The sequence below is a fragment of the Breoghania sp. genome, assembly GCF_030066895.1.
Classification (GTDB): Bacteria; Pseudomonadota; Alphaproteobacteria; order Rhizobiales; family Stappiaceae; genus Breoghania.
On sequence record NZ_JASJAV010000001.1, the window covers coordinates 244,917 to 262,529 of the forward strand.

The window sequence follows — 17,613 nt, forward strand, 5'->3', positions numbered from 1 at the left end:
GGGGGTCCATTAGACGAACCCGTCTCATGGAATCACCTTCTGCGGCATCAAGTTGACCGATTTAGGACGGCGGCCGCGATGGTCCACGGAAAAGAAGCTCAAGCCTTTCAGGCCGCCAGGCGATTGAGGGCGGCCTCGATGGTCAGGCTCTCGCGTTCGCCGGTGGCGCGACGCTTGAGTTCGACCTCACCGCTCGCCAGTCCGCGCGGACCGACCACGAACTGCCACGGCAGGCCAATCAGATCCATCGTCGCGAACTTCGCGCCCGCACGCCCGTCCATATCGTCGTAGAGGACTTCGACGACCGCCCGGGTCAGCTTCTCGTAGATATCGGCACACGCCGCATCGGTTACCGCATCGCCGGACTTCAGATTGATCAACCCGACCTGGAACGGCGCGACAGCATCCGGCCAGATGATACCGGCATCATCATGGCAGGCCTCGATGATGCCGCCGGCAAGCCGCGAGACGCCGATGCCGTAGGAGCCCATGTGAACCGGGATCTCATTACCGTCGGCAAGCACGACCTTGGCGCCCATCGGTTCGGAATACTTGGTGCCGAAATAGAAGATGTGCCCGACCTCGATACCGCGGGCGGTCACCTGCTTGTCTTCGGGGATCTCCGCAAACGCCGCCTCGTCGTGCATCTCGTCGGTCGCCGCGTAGGCCCGCGTCCAGGTATCGACGATAGGCGTCAGATCCTGGCTGAAATCCGTGTCCTCGCCAGGCACTTCCAGATCCAGCACATCCTTGTGGCAGAAGACCTGGCTTTCGCCGGTGGAGGCCAGAATGATGAACTCGTGGCTCATGTCGCCACCGATGGGGCCGGTATCGGCACGCATCGGGATCGCCTTCAGCCCCATGCGGGCATAAGTGCGCAGATAGGCCACGAACATGCGGTTATAGGCGTGACGCGCCGCTTCCTTGTCCGTGTCAAAGGAATAGGCGTCCTTCATCAGGAACTCGCGGCCGCGCATGACGCCGAAACGAGGGCGCCGCTCGTCGCGGAACTTCCACTGCATGTGATAGAGATTGAGCGGCAGATCCTTGTAGGAACGCACGTAGGCGCGGAAGATGTCGGTGACCATCTCCTCGTTCGTCGGCCCGTAGAGCATCTCGCGCTCGTGGCGATCCTGAATGCGCAGCATCTCCGCGCCGTAGGCGTCATAGCGGCCGCTTTCGCGCCACAGGTCGGCCGACTGGATCGTCGGCATCAGAATTTCCACGGCACCGGCGCGGTCCTGCTCCTCGCGCACGATCTGCTCGATCTTGCGCAGCACCCGGTGTCCGAGCGGCAGCCACGAATAGATGCCAGCCGACTGCTGACGGATCATACCGGCGCGCAGCATCAGCCGGTGGGAGACGATCTCCGCCTCGCGGGGAGCCTCCTTGAGGATGGGCAGGAAAAACTTGGAAAGACGCATCGTGGAGCTCTTCGTTCCGGGTTGCTGCGCGGGGCAGTTTGGCGGGCAGTCAAACCGCATGACCGTTCAAAACACAAGCCCCACCGACCATAAACCGCCTGCGATTTCCCCCGCCTGTCGTACTTCCCCTATCGGGCCGATTTGCCGCCTCATAAATGATCAAGAAAAGTTATGCACTAATTTTAAGCAGAGGTCGCACAAATAGGTGACAGACGTGCGACAGTCGCGTATTCGACATTAAGGGTCTCCCCTAGAGGGAGTAGTTCACAATGAGGCATCGTGGTCTGAGTCTTGGGAGGAAGAGCCCTCAGGCGCACAGAAAGGATCCAAAAGATCCCGAAGTAACAGCCGTGCTCGGAACTGAGAAAATACCGGGTTCCGGTGGCTTGAGAATTTTTGGACGCAGAACTTAAACAAGCAAGGCTTTGGCCTTGCTTGTTTTTTATGGTTTTGTTTGGTCACATTGATTGAGAAATCGTTGCCGCGCCGATATCCGGGCCGTCAGGGCGGCTCGAACGCACCGACCGGCGGATTGACGCACTTCGAGATCGCCAACACCCGTTATCAGCCATATCGTGATTTTCAGCGGAAACCTCGGACGGAGTCTGAGCGCGGGCACACAGGCGGCGGAACATGGGCACCCCCACCCCACCGTCATTCCCCGACTTTGTCCGGAGGAGCCAGCAATTTCAGGATAGGCTGACCGCGCAGGATTGCCCGGACAAAGCCGGGCGAATAGGACATGTTCGCTCAGCTATAGCTTTCGGAGGTAAAGCCGACAGGGATCGGAATATCGTCGAGTGTCAGGCCGGAAAAGGTGATGACCCAGTAGACGCAGCCGGTCACGAGCGCGGCGACGACGGTCGTCGCGATCACTTTGCGCAGCATGAGCGGACGGCTCGGCGCGCCGGGCATCGAACCCGGCTCGATCTCATCGCCCGCCTCCTCCTGGCTTCTCACCCCGAAAGGCAAGACCGCAAACAGCGTCACCCACCAGACAACGAAATAGATCGCGAGCCACGCCACGAATCCCATCGACCGTCCCTCCCCGTCCGGTTTCCGGCTATGCCTGTTCCAGTTCGGTCAGCGTGCCGAGGAAATCCTTCGGGTGCAGGAAGAGAACCGGCTTGCCGTGGGCGCCGATCCTGGGCTCCCCGTCTCCCAGAACCCGCGCGCCCTTGGCCTTCAGTTCGTCGCGCGCGGCGATGATGTCATCGACCTCGTAGCAGACGTGATGAATGCCGCCGCTGGGGTTCTTTTCGAGGAACTTGGAGATCGGAGAGTTCTCTCCGAGAGGCTCGAGAAGCTCGATCTTGGTGTTCGGCAACTCGATGAACACGGTCGTGACACCGTGATTGGGCTGCGGCGCCGTCTGGGAGACATGGGCTCCCAACGTATCGCGATAGATGGCAGTCGCGGCCTCGGTATCGGAAACAGCGATGGCGACGTGATTCAGACGTCCGATCATTTTCGAATACTCTCCCAACTCATTCGAATTTCCCGAAATCCGGGACAGACGCCCTCTCCCGTCCTGCACCCGAACGATCCCGACCCTAACGTCAGACGGAGATCGGCGCGACAGGAAAACGAACGGCCCTCCTCCCGGGAAACGGCGCTCGTATCAATCGATCACGCTGACAAGGATCTTGCATACGGGCTTTTTGCCCCAGCGCTGCAGAACGGCAGCGCGTGCAGCCCGGCGCGCAGCTTCGCGCACCAATTCCGGGTCGCGGCGGCGTTTGCGCGGAATGCTCTCCACCGCCTCTTCGATCGCGTCGACGACGACGTCCTCGCCCTCCGCGTCCTCGTCCGGCAACCCCAGAACGGAAGCCTCGGGATAGACTTCCTCGTCGAAAAACGGCTTGACGCCGTCCATGTAGCCGAGCTCGGCGGCCACATCGAGCGTGCGTTTTCATTGCCCGGTCGATCACCACCACGTCGCGGTCGCATTCCTCCGCCGCAATTGCAACAGCCTTCAGCCGCGCCACGTTGGAGGCAAAGGTGGTGACCGCCACGCGATGCTTGGCACCGCGGATGATCTCCACCAGAGACGCGGCCACATCTGCCTCGCTGGGGCTCACGCCGTCGCGCACCGCATTGGTGGAATCGCTCACCAGCGCCAGAACGCCTTCCACGCCGATCTGACCAAGCCGCTTCAGATCAATCGGCTTGCCGATACCCGGCTGCGGATCGATCTTCCAGTCGCCGGAGTGCAGCACCGTTCCCAGTTCCGTGCGGATGGCAAGCGACGTCGGCTCGGGGATGGAATGCAACATCGCAATGAGTTCGATATCGAAGGGACCGATCTCGAACCGATCGCCCTGCTCCACGACATTGACCGGAATGTCGAGCCCGCCATAGCCGTAGACCTTCGCCTTGAGAAGCCTGGCGGTAAACGGCGTCATGTAGAGCGGCGCTTCCAGGCGCGGCCACAGGTCCATCAGCGCGCCGTAATGGTCTTCGTGCACATGCGTGATGACGATACCGGCGAGGTTCTTGCGCTCGGCTTCGATGAAACGGATGTCGGGAAAGACGAGGTCTACGCCCGGCAGATCGGGACCGGCGAAGCTCACGCCGCAATTCGACCATCAGCCATGTGCGCGACTTGGCCGGGCCGAACCCGTAGAGCGCCATGTTCATGCCGATTTCGCCGACGTCGCCCAGCGGACAGAACACCAGTTCGGCAGTATCGGTCATGTGCTCTCCTCGTCTCGACCGGCGGAGTTTCCGAAAAACAAGTCCCCGGCGGAAATCGTCATTGTGCCCGAACCTGTTTCCAGCAAAAGCCGGCCATATTCGTCCAGGGCTCTGAAAATGCCGCTGATATCGTGGTCCGGCAGGCGCACTGTTACCGGAGCACCGATGCCAACGCAACGTTTCAACCAAACCGCCCTGATGGCGGAAAAACCTTCGCCGCCCCGCCATTCCTCAAGACGCGAGGCGAGCGCTGCGGCAAGACGGCTAAAAAGATCGTCAGGCGTCACCCGATATCCCAGCGAGGCGAGATCAATGGTCGCGTATCTCGCGGCTTCCAGGTGATGGTTGCAATTGACCCCGAATCCGGCTGCCACGACGAGACGCCCGTCCGTCATCGTATCCGACTCAAGCAAAATGCCGGAGATCTTGGCCCCTTCGACCAGGAGATCGTTGGGCCATTTGATCGACACAAGTCCGATCCGCCCGGTTAAGGCCTCCACCGCATCGGCAAGTGCTACGCAACACACCATGGGCAGATCGCCCAGCCGCTCCGGCTCGCAAGGGTCGGCGAGCAGCAGGGACGCATAGAGGTTCCCCTTCTCCGAAACCCAGGTGTGCTCCCGACGCCCGCGCCCGGCCGTCTGACGGTCGGCGGTGATCCACAGCCCGCCGGGTTCACCCGACCGGGCAGCATTCAACGCCTCCGCGTTCGTCGATCCGACGCTCTGTTCGTGTCTGCGCCTGTATCCGGGCGCCACAGCGATCGTCTCCGCCCTGACCGGCAATGTACCCTCAGAAAAAGGTCTTGGCGGCCGTACCGGCGGCCCCGACAAGCGGGCCGGCAATGGCAACGAAGAAGATGACAAATATACCGGCAAGGCCCAGCACGACCTTCAATTCACTCGGCATCGGAACGAACCCGGTAACCGGCTCATCGAAATACATGATCTTGACGATGCGCAGATAATAGAAGGCGCTGACCACGCTGGTCAGAACACCGATCACGGCAAGCGTGTAGAACTCCGCTTCAACCGCGGCGAGGAACACGTAGAACTTGCCGAAGAAGCCCGCCAACGGCGGAATGCCCGCAAGCGAGAACATCAGCATCGCCAGCAGGAACGCCATCATCGGATTGGTGCGCGACAGGCCCGCGAGATCGGAGATCTCTTCGACCATGCCTTCCTTGCGGCGCATGGCCAGGATGCAGGCGAACGTCCCAAGCGTCATCGCAAGATAGATCGACATGTAGACGATGACACCGCGCACGCCTGCCTGGCTGCCCGCCACGAGGCCGACGAGCGCATAGCCCATGTGACCGATCGAGGAATAGGCCATCAGGCGCTTGATGTTCTTCTGTCCGATCGCAGCGAAGGCACCGAGCGCCATGGACGCGATGGAAACGAAGACGATGACCTGCTGCCATTCCAGAACCACCGGCTCGAACGCGGTGATGACGACGCGGGTGATCATCGCCATGGCCGCAATCTTCGGCGCGGCGGCGAAATAGGCGGTGACCGGGGTCGGAGCGCCCTCGTAGACGTCCGGTGTCCACATGTGGAAGGGAACGGCCGAGATCTTGAATACCATGCCCGCCAGCATGAAGACGAGACCGAAGGTCAGCCCAAGCGAGCTGCCGTCACGAGCTAGCGTTTCGGCGATCGCGACAAAGCTCGTCTGCCCGGTAAAACCGTAGACCAGCGACATCCCGTAGAGCAGCATGCCCGACGAAAGAGCGCCAAGGACGAAGTATTTCAGACCCGCTTCGGTGGAGCGCACGGAATCCCGGTTGATCGACGCCACCACGTAGAGCGACAAGCTCATCAGCTCCAGGCCGAGATAGACCGCGATCAGATCGGTCGCGGAGATCATCAGCATCATGCCCAGCGTGCCGAGAACGATCAGAACCGGGTATTCGAAGCGTTCGAACTTCTCCGCCCGTCCATAGGCGACCGACATGGCAATGGCAAGACCGGAGCCGATCAGGGTCAATATCTTCACGTAGCGCGCAAAGGCGTTCTGCACGAACGCGCCGCCGAAGCTTGCCCCATCCACCGGCATGAACAGCAGAACGATCACGGCAAGGGCGATGAGCGCCGCCGACATACCGGTCACCGCAGGGGTGGCCCGTTCGCCGCCGAAGGCGCCGATCATCAACAGGACAAGGGCACCGACGGCCAGGAATATCTCCGGAAGAGCCGACATCAGATCGGGCAAGAGAGTTAGCTCAGGCTGCATCGCGGGTCTGCTCTACTGCACCACGATCAGCGCGGCGGTCTTCTGGGCCGTCTCAATCGCTGCGTGGTAGTTGGTGATCAGATGATCGACCGAAGCGGCCGTCACGTTAAGGATCGGTGCCGGATACAAGCCGAACAGGATCGTCAGCGCGATCAGCGGCACCAGAATGACCTTTTCGCGGGTCGAGAGATCGAGGATGGACTTCAGGCTCTCCTTCTCAAGTGATCCGAAGATCACCCGACGATAGAGGTAGAGCGCATAGACGGCGGAGAAGATCAGGCCCAGCGCCGCCGTGGTCGCGACCCAGGTATTCGTCTCGAACGCCCCCATCAGCGTCAGAAATTCGCCGATGAAGCCCGACGTGCCGGGCAGGCCGACATTGGCCATGGTGAAGATCATAAAGGCCATCGCATACCAGGGCATGCGGTTGACCAGCCCGCCATAGGCCGAAATCTCGCGGGTGTGCATCCGGTCGTAGATGACGCCCACGCACAGGAACAATGCCGCCGAAACGATGCCGTGGGACAGCATCTGGAAGATGCCGCCCTGCACGCCCTGCGCGGTCATGGTGAAGATGCCCATCGTCACGTAGCCCATATGGGCGACCGAGGAATAGGCGATCAGCTTCTTCATGTCCTCTTGGGCAAACGCCACCAACGATGTGTAGACGATTGCGACCACCGAGAGGATGAAGACGAAGGACGCGAAATATTCCGAGGCGACCGGGAACATTGGCAACGAGAAGCGCAGGAAGCCGTAGCCGCCCATCTTCAGCAGGATACCCGCCAGGATGACCGACCCCCCCGTCGGCGCCTCGACGTGCGCGTCGGGAAGCCAGGTGTGAACCGGCCACATCGGCATCTTCACCGCAAACGAGGCGAAGAACGCGATCCATAGCCAGAATTGCATCTCGGGCGAGAACGGATGGTTCATCAGAACCTGAATGTCCGTCGTCTCCGCATCCCAGTACATCGCCAGGATCGCAACCAGCATCAGGAGCGAGCCGGTCAGCGTGTAGAGGAAGAACTTGAAGCTCGCATAGACGCGCCGCTTGCCGCCCCACACGCCGATGATCAGGAACATCGGGATCAGCCCGCCTTCGAAGAAGACGTAGAAGACCAGCAGATCGAGCGCGCAGAAGACGCCGATCATCAGGGCTTCCAGAACCAGGAAGGCGACCATATATTCCTTCACGCGGACCTGGACGGCATTCCAGCTCGCCAGGATGCAGAAGGGCATGAGGAAGGTGGTGAGGATGACGAACAGCATCGAGATGCCGTCCACACCCATCTTGTAGCCGATCTTGCCGTCGAGCCACTCGACGCTTTCCACCATCTGGAAGCCGGGGTTCGAAGGATCGAAGCCCACCCAGATGAACAGTGAGACGAGGAAGGTGAAGCCCGTCGTCAACAGCGCCACCATGCGCATGTTGTTCTTGGCGCTGTCGTCCTGCCCCTGAACGACAAGCGCGAACAGCGCACCGACGAACGGCAGAACCGTTACGATTGAAAGCAGAGGCCAGTCGTTCATTAGTGAGCTCCCCCGCCCACGAACATGCTCCAGGTAACGAGTAACGCAACGCCGATCAGCATGGCGAAGGCATAGTGATAGATGTAGCCGGTCTGCAACCGCACCACGCGCGCGGTGACGTCCTGCACCAGGGTCGAAACCCCGTCCGGCCCGAAGCCGTCGATGATGGTGCCGTCCCCCCGCTTCCACAGCAGCCTGCCAAGCTTCATGGTCGGACGAACGAACAGGAAATCGTAGAGTTCGTCGAAATACCACTTGTTGAGCAGGAACTTGTAGAGCCCCTCGTGGCGTGCGGCGAGCCGCTTCGGCGCATCCGGCACCTTGATGTAGAAGTACCAGGCGACCACGAGACCGATCGTCATCATGACGAAGGGCGACCACTTCACCCAGGCCAGAACGTGGTGCATCTCCTCCAGCACATGATTTTCGGAAGACACGAACAGTGCGATCTTCCAGGACCCGCCATAACCGTGCCCGACGAAGGAGCCGGAGAAGACCAGGCCCGCAGCCAGAGCGCCGAGCGCCAGAACCATCAGCGGCACGGTCATCACCGGGGGCGATTCATGGATGTGCTTCATCACGTCGACCGAGGCCCGCGGCTTGCCGTGAAACGTCAGGAAGATGAGACGCCAGGAATAGAAGGACGTCAGCAGCGCGGCGATCACCGTCATCCAGAAGGCATACTGGGCAAAAGGATTCTCACCGACGAAAGCCGCCTCAATGATCGCATCTTTGGAGAAATAGCCGGCGGTCAGCGGGAAGCCGGTCAGCGCCAGCGTCCCGACGATCATCATCCGGTAGGTGACCGGGATGTGTTTCCTCAGACCACCCATCTTGCGCATGTCCTGTTCATCCGACACGGCGTGAATGACCGAGCCCGCGCCCAGGAACAGAAGCGCCTTGAAGAAGGCATGCGTGAAGAGATGGAAGACGCCGACCCCGTAGGCGCCCACTCCCAGCGCGACGAACATGTAGCCGAGCTGCGAACAGGTCGAATAGGCGATGACGCGCTTGATGTCGGTCTGCACGAGACCGATCGTGGCGGCGAAGAACGCGGTCGTCGCACCGATCAGCGTCACGACCGTCAGCGCGGTGTGCGACAGCTCGAAGAGCGGCGACAGACGCGCGACCATGAACACGCCCGCGGTCACCATGGTGGCGGCGTGGATCAGCGCGGAAACAGGCGTCGGACCTTCCATGGCGTCCGGCAGCCAGGTGTGCAGCAGGAACTGCGCCGACTTGCCCATCGCGCCCATGAAGAGCAGCAGACAGACGACCGTCATCGCGCTGGAAGCATCGTACGGATGACCGAGGAAGGTCAGCACCGCCTCGCCGCTCTCCGCACCGCCTTCGACGAAGCCCTGCGCATTGGCGAAGATGGTGCCGAAATTGACGCTGTCGAACAGGTAGTAGACGCCGAAAATGCCTAGCGCGAAGCCGAAGTCACCGACGCGGTTGACTACGAAGGCCTTGATCGCGGCCGCATTGGCGGACGGACGTTGATACCAGAAGCCGATCAGCAGATAGGAGGCAAGGCCGACGCCTTCCCAGCCGAAGAACATCTGCACCAGGTTGTCGGCGGTCACCAGCGTCAGCATCGTGAAGGTGAAGAACGACAGATAGGCGAAGAAACGCGACTTGTTCGGGCAGTGGTGCATGTAGCCGATGGAATAGACATGCACGAGCGCGGAGATCGTGTTGACCACCACCAGCATGACGACGGTGAGCGTGTCGACCCGGATGGCCCATTGCACATCCAGCGCTCCGGAGACGATCCAACTCGCGACGGGGACGATCTGGGTTTCACCATCGCCGAGGCCGACGGTGATGAACGCGACCCAGGAAAGGATCGCGGCGATGATCAGAAGGCCGCTGGTGATGTATTCCGACGCCTTGGCGCCGATCACCCGGCCGAAGATGCCCGCAACCAGGAAGCCCAGAATCGGCAGCAGGACGATTGCCATGTACATGCCGCGTTAGCCTTTCATCAGGTTGATATCTTCAACCGCGATGGAACCACGATTTCGGAAGAAGACGACGAGGATGGCGAGACCGATGGCAACCTCGGCGGCTGCGACGGTGAGAACCAGCAGCGCGAAAATCTGACCGACGAGATCACCCAGATAATGTGAGAAGGCGACCAGGTTGATGTTGACCGCTAGCAGCAGCAATTCCACCGACATCAGAATGATGATGACGTTCTTGCGGTTCAGGAAGATGCCGAACACGCCGAGCGTAAACAGGATCGCTGCAACGGAAACATAATGTGACAGTCCGATTTCCATTGTCCTCGCCCTGACGGTGATCCGTCCCTCTTTGATTTCTTCGCGTCCGGTGATCGTGATCGCCGCTTTCATGACTTCAAGTCTCAGATACCCTTGCCGGAATCGATCTTCCGGACTTCGATCGCCGTCTTCGGATCACGCCCAACCTGCTCGGCGATGTTCTGCCGCTTGGCGAAGGCCTTGTGCCGAAGCGTGAGCACGATCGCCCCGATCATCGCCACCAGCAGCACCAGCCCCGCGATCTGGAAGAAGAAGATGTAGCGGGTGTAGAGCACCGTCCCGATCGCCTCGGTGTTGGAGAGATCCGACAGCGACGGAATGGGCGTCACCGCGGATGCCACGACATCGGCGGAAATCGACCAACCGCCCAGCACCAGCAGAAGCTCGATCAGCAGCACCAGGCCGACCAGCGCGCCAACCGGCAGATACTGCAGGAAGCCCTGACGCAGCTCGACGAAGTCGACATCCAGCATCATCACCACGAACAGGAACAGCACGGCCACCGCGCCAACATAGACAACGACCAGAATGAGCGCGAGGAACTCCGCGCCCAGCATCAGGAAGAGCCCGGCGGAATTGAAGAACGTCAGGATCAGGAAGAGCACCGAATGCACCGGATTGCGCGAGGAGATGACCATGAAGGCAGAGGTCACCGTCACCGCGGCAAACAGGTAGAAGAACAATGCGTGAAGGATCATCTCGGTGTGCCCCTGTAGGTCCTGCTTTTTTGCGGATGCCGGTGCCTCGTAGAGCCCCGCGTCCCCGCCCCTCCCTGGCCGAAATCCGGCCGGTTGCCCCATCCTCAGCGATAAGGCGCGTCCATTTCGATGTTGCGCGCGATTTCCCGCTCCCAACGATCCCCGTTCTCCAGGAGCCTCTCCTTGGAGTAGTAAAGCTCTTCGCGCGTCTCCGTCGCGAATTCGAAGTTAGGCCCCTCGACGATAGCATCGACCGGGCAGGCTTCCTGACAGAACCCGCAATAAATGCACTTGGTCATGTCGATGTCGTAGCGCGTCGTGCGACGGGTGCCGTCGTTGCGCTTCGGGCCCGCCTCGATGGTGATCGCCTGCGCCGGACAGATCGCTTCGCACAGCTTGCACGCGATGCAGCGTTCCTGACCGCTGGGATAGCGACGCAGGGCGTGCTCACCGCGGAAACGCGGACTCACCGGTCCCTTTTCGAAGGGATAGTTGATCGTCGGCTTCGGCTTGAAGAAATAGCGCATCGACAGAAAGAACGCCGATACGAACTCCTTCAAGAACAGCGATTTCGCGTCCTGGTCCAATCTCATGCCCGCGCCTTTCCTCATTCGTTGCGCCGCGTTGCCGGCAGAATCGGTCCAGCCTCTCAACCGGCGAGCGACGCGCCCGCCAGGTAGCCGATGACCGGGAAGCCCAGCATCGCGATCACAAACAGGCCCCCGAGAACAACATCCGTGTTGCGCTCGAGCCAGTCGGCGACAGGAGCCGCCTGACCTGGTTTCCGTTTTCTCAAGCCCGCCCGGACGTATCCGGCCGTGAGCTTGTAATCGATCCATCCGAGGTAGAGGCGCCAATTGCAGCGCCCACGATCCCTGCGAGCGACACTGGCTATCTCCTTCCCCGTTTGTGGTTCAAAGAAACATCGTCTCTGCGAACCAATAGCCAAAAGCAGCAAGAACGAGCGCCCCAATCCCAACCCCGACACGGAGATACATTTCCGCTTTCCGTGCCTGGTCGGCCTCTTCATCCGTAGTCTTCAACGTCTGCTGACGGGCTCTCCCAAGAATGACCCTGTACTCGAACACCCCCACCGAAAACCCGACGAAAGCACCACCACCCCCCACAAGCCTTACACCTGCGAACATTCTCTTTTCCTATGCCGGTGCCCACCCCATCGCCATCAGGATGAAGGCGACGATAAAGACCATGGCGAGCGACAGCGGCAGGAACACTTTCCATCCAAGCCGCATGAGCTGATCGTAGCGATAGCGCGGCACCATGGCCTTCACCATCGCGAACATGAAGAACACCAGCAGCGCCTTGATCAGGAACCAGATCACGCCCGGCACCCAGGTGAACGGCGCAAAATCGAACGGCGGCAGCCATCCACCCGTGAACAGGATGGTCGTCATCGCGCACATCAGCGAGATGGCCGCGTATTCGCCGAGCATGAACATCATGTATGGCGTGGAGCCGTATTCGACCATGAAGCCGGCAACGAGTTCCGATTCCGCTTCCGGCAAATCGAAGGGCGGCCGGTTCGTCTCCGCAAGCGCGGAGATGAAGAACACCACGAACATCGGGAAAAGCGGCAGCCAGTACCAGTTCAGGAAGGACAGCCAGGGAACGCCCAGCATCGTCGCCAGCCCGCCGGTGCGCTGCGCCTCGACGATTTCCGAAAGGTTCAACGTGCCCGCGCACATCAGGACCGTGACGATCACGAAGCCGATGGACACCTCGTAGGACACCATCTGCGCGGCGGAACGAAGCGCGCCCAGGAAGGCGTATTTCGAGTTCGACGCCCACCCGCCCATGATCACGCCGTAAACCTGAAGCGAGGAGATGGCGAAGATGTAGAGGATGCCGACATTGATGTCCGCGATCACCCAGTTATGGGCGACCGGAACGACGGCCCATGTCGCGAGCGCCAACGTCACCGAGAGAAGCGGGGCAAGAAGGAACACGCCCTTGTTGGCGCCCGCCGGAATGACCGGCTCCTTCAGCACGAACTTCAGAAGATCCGCGAAGCTTTGGAACAGTCCCCAAGGGCCAACCACGTTCGGTCCGCGCCGGATCTGCACCGCCGCCCAGATCTTGCGGTCGGCGTAGAGCACGTAGGCGATGATCACCAAAAGCACAACGAGCAGCAGAAGGCTCTGCGCCATCATGATGATGAGCGAGAAACCGTATGTGTTCCAGAAGTCGATCATACCCGGTGTTCGTCCCTCATTCGGCCGCGTCGAGCGCGCGTTCGGCTGCAAGCGCCGAACACTGGGCCATGATGGCCGAAGCGCGTGCAATCGGATTGGTCAGATAGAAATCCCTGATCGGCGACATGAACGGATCAGAGCCGAGGCGCGTGCCGCCCGCATTGATCTTTCCCACATCCGCCGCCTTGCCCGGCGCGATCTCGTCGATCTCCGCCATGTGCGGGAATTCGGCGAACAGCGCGGAGCGAAGAGCCGCCAGCGTGTCGTATCCGAGCGTCTCGCCGAGCTTGGCCGACAAGGCGCGCAGGATCGCCCAGTCTTCGCGCGCGTCGCCCGGCGGGAAAGTCGCCCGCGACGTCGCCTGGACACGGCCTTCCGTATTGACGAAAAGCCCGCTCTTTTCCGTGTAGGCCGCCCCCGGCAGGATGACGTCGGCGCGGTGCGCGCCCGCATCGCCATGCGTGCCGATATAGACGACGAAGGCATCGCCGAACTGCTTCATGTCGATCTCGTCGGCACCCAGCAGGAACACCACGTCGAGATCACCCTTGCCGGCGCCTGTCATGATATCGGCAGTGCCCAAATCGCCCTCGCCCGGTACGAAGCCGATGTCGAGGCCGCCGACACGCGCAGCCGCGGTGTGCAGCACGTTGAAGCCGTTCCACTCGTCGGTGAGCGCACCGACCGACTTGGCGAGCTTGGCAACGTTGGAAAGAACGGCCGCACCGTCCTTGCGCGCCAGGCCCCCCTGCCCGACGATGATCAGCGGACGTTCCGCCTTCTCCAGCACCGCGGCGAAATCCGTCTTGCCGCCGACCAGATTGGCCAGAGCCTTGGGGTCGGCACCAACATAATCGTAATCGTAGGTCAGGTCCGCCTTTTCGCCGAGGACGCCGACCTTGATATCGCCCCGCCGCCAGTGCTTGCGGATGCGCGCGTTCAGAACCGGCGCCTCCTTGCGCGGATTGGATCCAATGATGAGGATCGCATCCGCATCCTCAATCCCCTCAATGCTGGAATTGAAGAGGTAGGAAGCACGCCCGAAAGCAGGATCGAGCGCAGCGCCATCCTGACGGCAGTCCATGTTCGGCGAACCAAGGCTCGTCAGAAGCTGCTTGAGCGCGAACATTTCCTCAACGCTCACCGGATCTCCCGCAATCGCGCCGATCCGCTTGCCGTCGACACCCTTCAGCTTGGCGGCAACCGCATCAAAGGCGGAATTCCAGTCCGCTGCCTTCAGCTTGCCGTCGACCTTCACATAGGGACGATCGAGACGCTGGGTCTTCAGACCGTCGAAGATGAAGCGCGTCTTGTCGGAGATCCACTCCTCGCTCACCACCTCGTTGAGGCGGGGAAGAATGCGCATCACCTCACGACCGCGGGTATCGACCCGGATCGAACAGCCCACCGCGTCCATGACGTCGATGGATTCCGTCTTGGTCAGCTCCCAGGGCCGTGCCTTGAAGGCATAGGGTTTGGAGGTCAGCGCACCGACCGGGCACAGGTCGATAACGTTGCCCTGAAGCTCGGAGGAAAGTGCGGCTTCCAGATAGGTGGTGATCTCCGCATCCTCGCCGCGGCCGATGAGGCCGAGTTCGGAAACGCCCGCCACTTCCGTGGTGAAGCGCACGCAACGGGTGCAGTGGATGCACCGAGTCATGACCGTCTTGACCAGCGGGCCGATATACTTGTTCTCGACCGCGCGCTTGTTCTCGGAGAAACGCGAAGCGTCGACGCCATAAGCCATCGCCTGATCCTGCAGATCGCACTCGCCGCCCTGATCGCAGATCGGGCAGTCGAGCGGATGGTTGATCAGCAGGAATTCCATCACGCCTTCGCGCGCCTTCTTGACCATTGGCGATTTGGTCTCGACAACCGGTGGCTCGCCGTTGGGACCGGGACGCAGATCGCGCACGGACATCGCGCAGGATGCGGTCGGCTTCGGTGGCCCGCCCTTGACCTCGACAAGGCACATGCGGCAGTTGCCGGCGATCGACAGACGATCGTGGAAGCAGAAGCGCGGCACTTCGGCACCGGCGGCCTCGCACGCCTGCAACAGCGTGTATTCGGCCGGGATCTCTATTTCTTTTCCGTCGACGATGATTTTTGCCATCGACTTTTCTCCGGTTCCGTCCGTTCCTGTTACTCTACCGCCACCAGCGGAGCTTCCGCTGGATCGGCATTGCGCGTGAATTCGTCGATACGGCGCTCGATCTCCGGCCTGAAGTGGCGGATGAGCCCCTGGATCGGCCAGGCTGCAGCATCGCCGAGCGCGCAGATCGTGTGTCCTTCAACCTGCTTGGTGACGTTGAAGAGCGTGTCGATCTCGCTCTTTTGCGCCTCGCCCCGGGCCATGCGCTCCATCACGCGCCACACCCAGCCGGTGCCTTCGCGACACGGCGTGCACTGGCCGCAGCTCTCATGCTTGAAGAAGTAGGAAATGCGCGCGATCGCCTTCACGACGTCGGTCGATTTATCCATCACCAGAACGGCGGCCGTTCCCAGACCCGATTGCTTGGCCTTCAGTGAATCGAAGGCCATCTCCAGATCTTCGCATTCCGATGCCGGAAGTAGCGGCACCGAAGCCCCGCCGGGGATGATCGCCAGCAGATTGTCCCATCCGCCGCGCACGCCGCCCGCATGCTTTTCAACAAGCTCGCGGAACGGCACGCCAAGTTCCTCTTCCACCACGCAGGAACGTTCCACGTGACCGGAAAGGCCGAAGAGCTTCGTACCGGTGTTGTTCGGCTTGCCGAGACCGCTAAACCACGCCCCGCCGCGCCGCAGAATGGTCGGCGCAACGGCAATGGATTCCACGTTGTTGACCGTCGAGGGGCAACCGTAGAGGCCCACATTGGCAGGGAACGGCGGTTTCAGGCGCGGCTGGCCCTTCTTGCCTTCAAGACTTTCAAGGAGGGCCGTCTCCTCGCCGCAGATATAGGCGCCAGCACCGTGATGGACGACGATATCGAAGTCCCAGCTGTTCTTGTTGTTCTTGCCGATCAGCTTGGCCTCATAGGCCTGATCGATCGCAGCCTGCAAGCGTTCGCGCTCGCGGATGTACTCGCCGCGCACATAGATGAAAGCGGTATGCGCTCCCACGGCGAAACCGGCGATCAGACATCCTTCCACCAGATGGTGCGGATCGTGACGCAGGATCTCGCGGTCCTTGCAGGTGCCGGGCTCGGATTCATCGGCGTTGACCACCAAATAGTGCGGCCGTTCGCCGATCTCCTTGGGCATGAAGGACCATTTCAGGCCCGTCGGGAACCCGGCGCCGCCGCGGCCGCGCAGGCCCGACGCCTTCATCTGCTCGATGATCCAATCGCGTCCGTTTTCCAGGATCCCCTTGGTGCCATCCCACAGGCCGCGTCGCATGGCACCCTTGAGGCCCCAGTCGTGCAGACCGTAGATATTGGTGAAGATGCGGTCTTGGTCCTTCAGCATCGCCTCACCCCTCGCTCTCTGCCGCAAGAACCTTGGCCTGTCCCGGCCAATCCTCGCGTTCAAGTCGCGCACGGATCTTCAGCTTGTCATCGATCCAAGCCAGCTCCGCCTCGCCCCAACCGGCAATCTGATCGTAGTGATAGATGCCAAGCTCGTTGATCGACGTCTCCATTTTCGGTCCCAAGCCCTTGATCTTCTTCAGATCATCAGCCTTACCGCCGCGCGGCGCCTTGAGAAGCTCCGGCCCGTCCTTCTTGGCCACAGCCTTGGCGGGCTTCTCGGCAGCAGGCGCCGCCTTCTTCGCAGCGTCCGACTTCTTCGGCACCGCCGAAGCCTTGGAAGCCGGAGCCTTCACTCCGACGCCACCATTCATCGGCGAACCGCCCTCACCGCCGTTGATCGACGCTCCGGCGAAAACCTCGGACGCCGCAGCGGCTCCGTTGACGACATGGGCGAGCGGATCGAGACCCTTGGTGCTGTCCTTGATCTCGGTGAGCGTCGTGGCTCCACCCAGCGGCGCGGCGAACCGGCGGCCATTGGCAGGACCGGGGACAACTTCCTTGCCCGCCGCGATATCATCGAGGAGCTTCTCGAAGTCTTCCGGCGTCAGGTCTTCGTAGGTGTCCTTCCAGATCTGCACCATCGGCGCATTGGAACAAGACCCGAGGCACTCGACCTCTTCCCACGAGAAGTTTCTGTCTTCGGAAACCTCATGCGCATGGGGCGCAATCTTCTTCTTGCAGATGTCGATCAGTTTTTCCGAACCGCACAACATGCAGGGCGTCGTTCCGCAGATCTGGATGTGCGCCTTATTACCGACCGGCGCGAGCTGGAACATTGTGTAGAAGGTCGCGACTTCAAGCACGCGAATATGCGGCATACCCAGCAAATCGGCGACGTAACGGATCGCCGGCTCCGGCAACCAGCCGTCAAACTGCTCCTGCGCACGCCAAAGGACCGGGATCACCGCGGAGGCCTGACGGCCTTCCGGGTACTTCGCGATCTGCCCCTTCGCCCATTCCAGATTCTTGGGCGTCAGCGAGAAATCCGCAGGCTGCTCGGAATTGAGGCGACGAACTGTCAT

15 protein-coding genes and 1 pseudogene are annotated in these 17,613 nt (G+C 61.2%); all 16 read right to left on the minus strand.

All coding sequences use genetic code 11. From position 1 onward, the window contains the following. Window positions 1-107 precede the first annotated feature (107 nt). The 16 genes and pseudogenes from proS to nuoE all read right to left on the minus strand — a co-directional run bounded on the left by proS (window position 108) and on the right by nuoE (window position 17,613). A complete protein-coding gene (gene proS, locus QNJ43_RS01270) occupies window positions 108-1,424 on the minus strand; it encodes a proline--tRNA ligase (protein WP_300466733.1) in 1,317 nt (438 codons plus the stop codon). Between the two features lie 750 nt (window positions 1,425-2,174). Continuing rightward, the gene (locus QNJ43_RS01275) at window positions 2,175-2,459 is read right to left on the minus strand and encodes a DUF1467 family protein (RefSeq protein WP_300466735.1); all 285 of its coding nucleotides are present in this window, start codon (window positions 2,457-2,459) and stop codon (window positions 2,175-2,177) included. Between the two features lie 28 nt (window positions 2,460-2,487). After that, on the minus strand, window positions 2,488-2,892 hold the full coding sequence (gene mce, locus QNJ43_RS01280) for a methylmalonyl-CoA epimerase (protein WP_300466737.1): 405 nt from the start codon (window positions 2,890-2,892) through the stop codon (window positions 2,488-2,490). 153 nt (window positions 2,893-3,045) lie between these two features. Continuing rightward, a pseudogene (locus tag QNJ43_RS01285) lies at window positions 3,046-4,121 on the minus strand (ribonuclease J). Next, a complete protein-coding gene (locus QNJ43_RS01290; RefSeq protein WP_300466739.1) occupies window positions 4,118-4,879 on the minus strand; it encodes a biotin--[acetyl-CoA-carboxylase] ligase in 762 nt (253 codons plus the stop codon). Before QNJ43_RS01290 ends, QNJ43_RS01285 begins: the two are co-directional and overlap by 4 nt. 34 nt (window positions 4,880-4,913) lie before the next feature. Next, on the minus strand, window positions 4,914-6,356 hold the full coding sequence (gene nuoN / locus QNJ43_RS01295; protein ID WP_300466741.1) for an NADH-quinone oxidoreductase subunit NuoN: 1,443 nt from the start codon (window positions 6,354-6,356) through the stop codon (window positions 4,914-4,916). A 12-nt stretch (window positions 6,357-6,368) separates the two neighbouring features. Further along, window positions 6,369-7,886, minus strand: coding sequence for an NADH-quinone oxidoreductase subunit M (locus tag QNJ43_RS01300; protein WP_300466743.1), 1,518 nt, complete (start codon window positions 7,884-7,886; stop codon window positions 6,369-6,371). Then, window positions 7,886-9,856, minus strand: a complete 1,971-nt coding sequence (nuoL, locus tag QNJ43_RS01305; protein ID WP_300466745.1) for an NADH-quinone oxidoreductase subunit L — start codon at window positions 9,854-9,856, stop codon at window positions 7,886-7,888. Before nuoL ends, QNJ43_RS01300 begins: the two co-directional genes overlap by 1 nt. 6 nt (window positions 9,857-9,862) lie before the next feature. Further along, window positions 9,863-10,171: an NADH-quinone oxidoreductase subunit NuoK gene (gene nuoK, locus QNJ43_RS01310; protein ID WP_300467268.1), complete on the minus strand. Its 309-nt coding sequence runs from the start codon at window positions 10,169-10,171 to the stop codon at window positions 9,863-9,865. Window positions 10,172-10,254: 83 nt separating this feature from the next. After that, entirely contained in the window at window positions 10,255-10,869 is a 615-nt protein-coding gene (locus tag QNJ43_RS01315) for an NADH-quinone oxidoreductase subunit J (RefSeq protein WP_300466747.1), read from the minus strand. Between the two features lie 104 nt (window positions 10,870-10,973). After that, entirely contained in the window at window positions 10,974-11,462 is a 489-nt protein-coding gene (gene nuoI / locus QNJ43_RS01320) for an NADH-quinone oxidoreductase subunit NuoI (protein WP_300466749.1), read from the minus strand. A gap of 56 nt (window positions 11,463-11,518) precedes the next feature. Next, on the minus strand, window positions 11,519-11,827 hold the full coding sequence (locus QNJ43_RS01325; RefSeq protein ID WP_300466751.1) for a hypothetical protein: 309 nt from the start codon (window positions 11,825-11,827) through the stop codon (window positions 11,519-11,521). 199 nt (window positions 11,828-12,026) lie between these two features. Continuing rightward, window positions 12,027-13,082: an NADH-quinone oxidoreductase subunit NuoH gene (nuoH, locus tag QNJ43_RS01330; RefSeq protein WP_300466753.1), complete on the minus strand. Its 1,056-nt coding sequence runs from the start codon at window positions 13,080-13,082 to the stop codon at window positions 12,027-12,029. A 16-nt stretch (window positions 13,083-13,098) separates the two neighbouring features. Next, on the minus strand, window positions 13,099-15,195 hold the full coding sequence (gene nuoG, locus QNJ43_RS01335) for an NADH-quinone oxidoreductase subunit NuoG (RefSeq protein WP_300466755.1): 2,097 nt from the start codon (window positions 15,193-15,195) through the stop codon (window positions 13,099-13,101). Between the two features lie 29 nt (window positions 15,196-15,224). Beyond that, window positions 15,225-16,529: an NADH-quinone oxidoreductase subunit NuoF gene (nuoF, locus tag QNJ43_RS01340; RefSeq protein ID WP_300466757.1), complete on the minus strand. Its 1,305-nt coding sequence runs from the start codon at window positions 16,527-16,529 to the stop codon at window positions 15,225-15,227. A 4-nt stretch (window positions 16,530-16,533) separates the two neighbouring features. Continuing rightward, window positions 16,534-17,613: an NADH-quinone oxidoreductase subunit NuoE gene (nuoE, locus tag QNJ43_RS01345; protein ID WP_300466759.1), complete on the minus strand. Its 1,080-nt coding sequence runs from the start codon at window positions 17,611-17,613 to the stop codon at window positions 16,534-16,536.

What these genes read in the sequence shown, in the direction of transcription:
- nuoK (WP_300467268.1), bottom strand. Translation starts at nt 10,171, where the DNA reads ATGGAAATCGGACTGTCACATTATGTTTCCGTTGCAGCGATCCTGTTT.
- nuoE (WP_300466759.1), bottom strand. Translation starts at nt 17,613, where the DNA reads ATGACAGTTCGTCGCCTCAATTCCGAGCAGCCTGCGGATTTCTCGCTG.
- nuoH (WP_300466753.1), bottom strand. Translation starts at nt 13,082, where the DNA reads ATGATCGACTTCTGGAACACATACGGTTTCTCGCTCATCATCATGATG.
- nuoI (WP_300466749.1), bottom strand. Translation starts at nt 11,462, where the DNA reads ATGAGATTGGACCAGGACGCGAAATCGCTGTTCTTGAAGGAGTTCGTA.
- QNJ43_RS01300 (WP_300466743.1), bottom strand. Translation starts at nt 7,886, where the DNA reads ATGAACGACTGGCCTCTGCTTTCAATCGTAACGGTTCTGCCGTTCGTC.
- nuoG (WP_300466755.1), bottom strand. Translation starts at nt 15,195, where the DNA reads ATGGCAAAAATCATCGTCGACGGAAAAGAAATAGAGATCCCGGCCGAA.
- mce (WP_300466737.1), bottom strand. Translation starts at nt 2,892, where the DNA reads ATGATCGGACGTCTGAATCACGTCGCCATCGCTGTTTCCGATACCGAG.
- nuoN (WP_300466741.1), bottom strand. Translation starts at nt 6,356, where the DNA reads ATGCAGCCTGAGCTAACTCTCTTGCCCGATCTGATGTCGGCTCTTCCG.
- QNJ43_RS01315 (WP_300466747.1), bottom strand. Translation starts at nt 10,869, where the DNA reads ATGATCCTTCACGCATTGTTCTTCTACCTGTTTGCCGCGGTGACGGTG.
- nuoF (WP_300466757.1), bottom strand. Translation starts at nt 16,529, where the DNA reads ATGCTGAAGGACCAAGACCGCATCTTCACCAATATCTACGGTCTGCAC.
- QNJ43_RS01275 (WP_300466735.1), bottom strand. Translation starts at nt 2,459, where the DNA reads ATGGGATTCGTGGCGTGGCTCGCGATCTATTTCGTTGTCTGGTGGGTG.
- proS (WP_300466733.1), bottom strand. Translation starts at nt 1,424, where the DNA reads ATGCGTCTTTCCAAGTTTTTCCTGCCCATCCTCAAGGAGGCTCCCCGC.
- nuoL (WP_300466745.1), bottom strand. Translation starts at nt 9,856, where the DNA reads ATGTACATGGCAATCGTCCTGCTGCCGATTCTGGGCTTCCTGGTTGCG.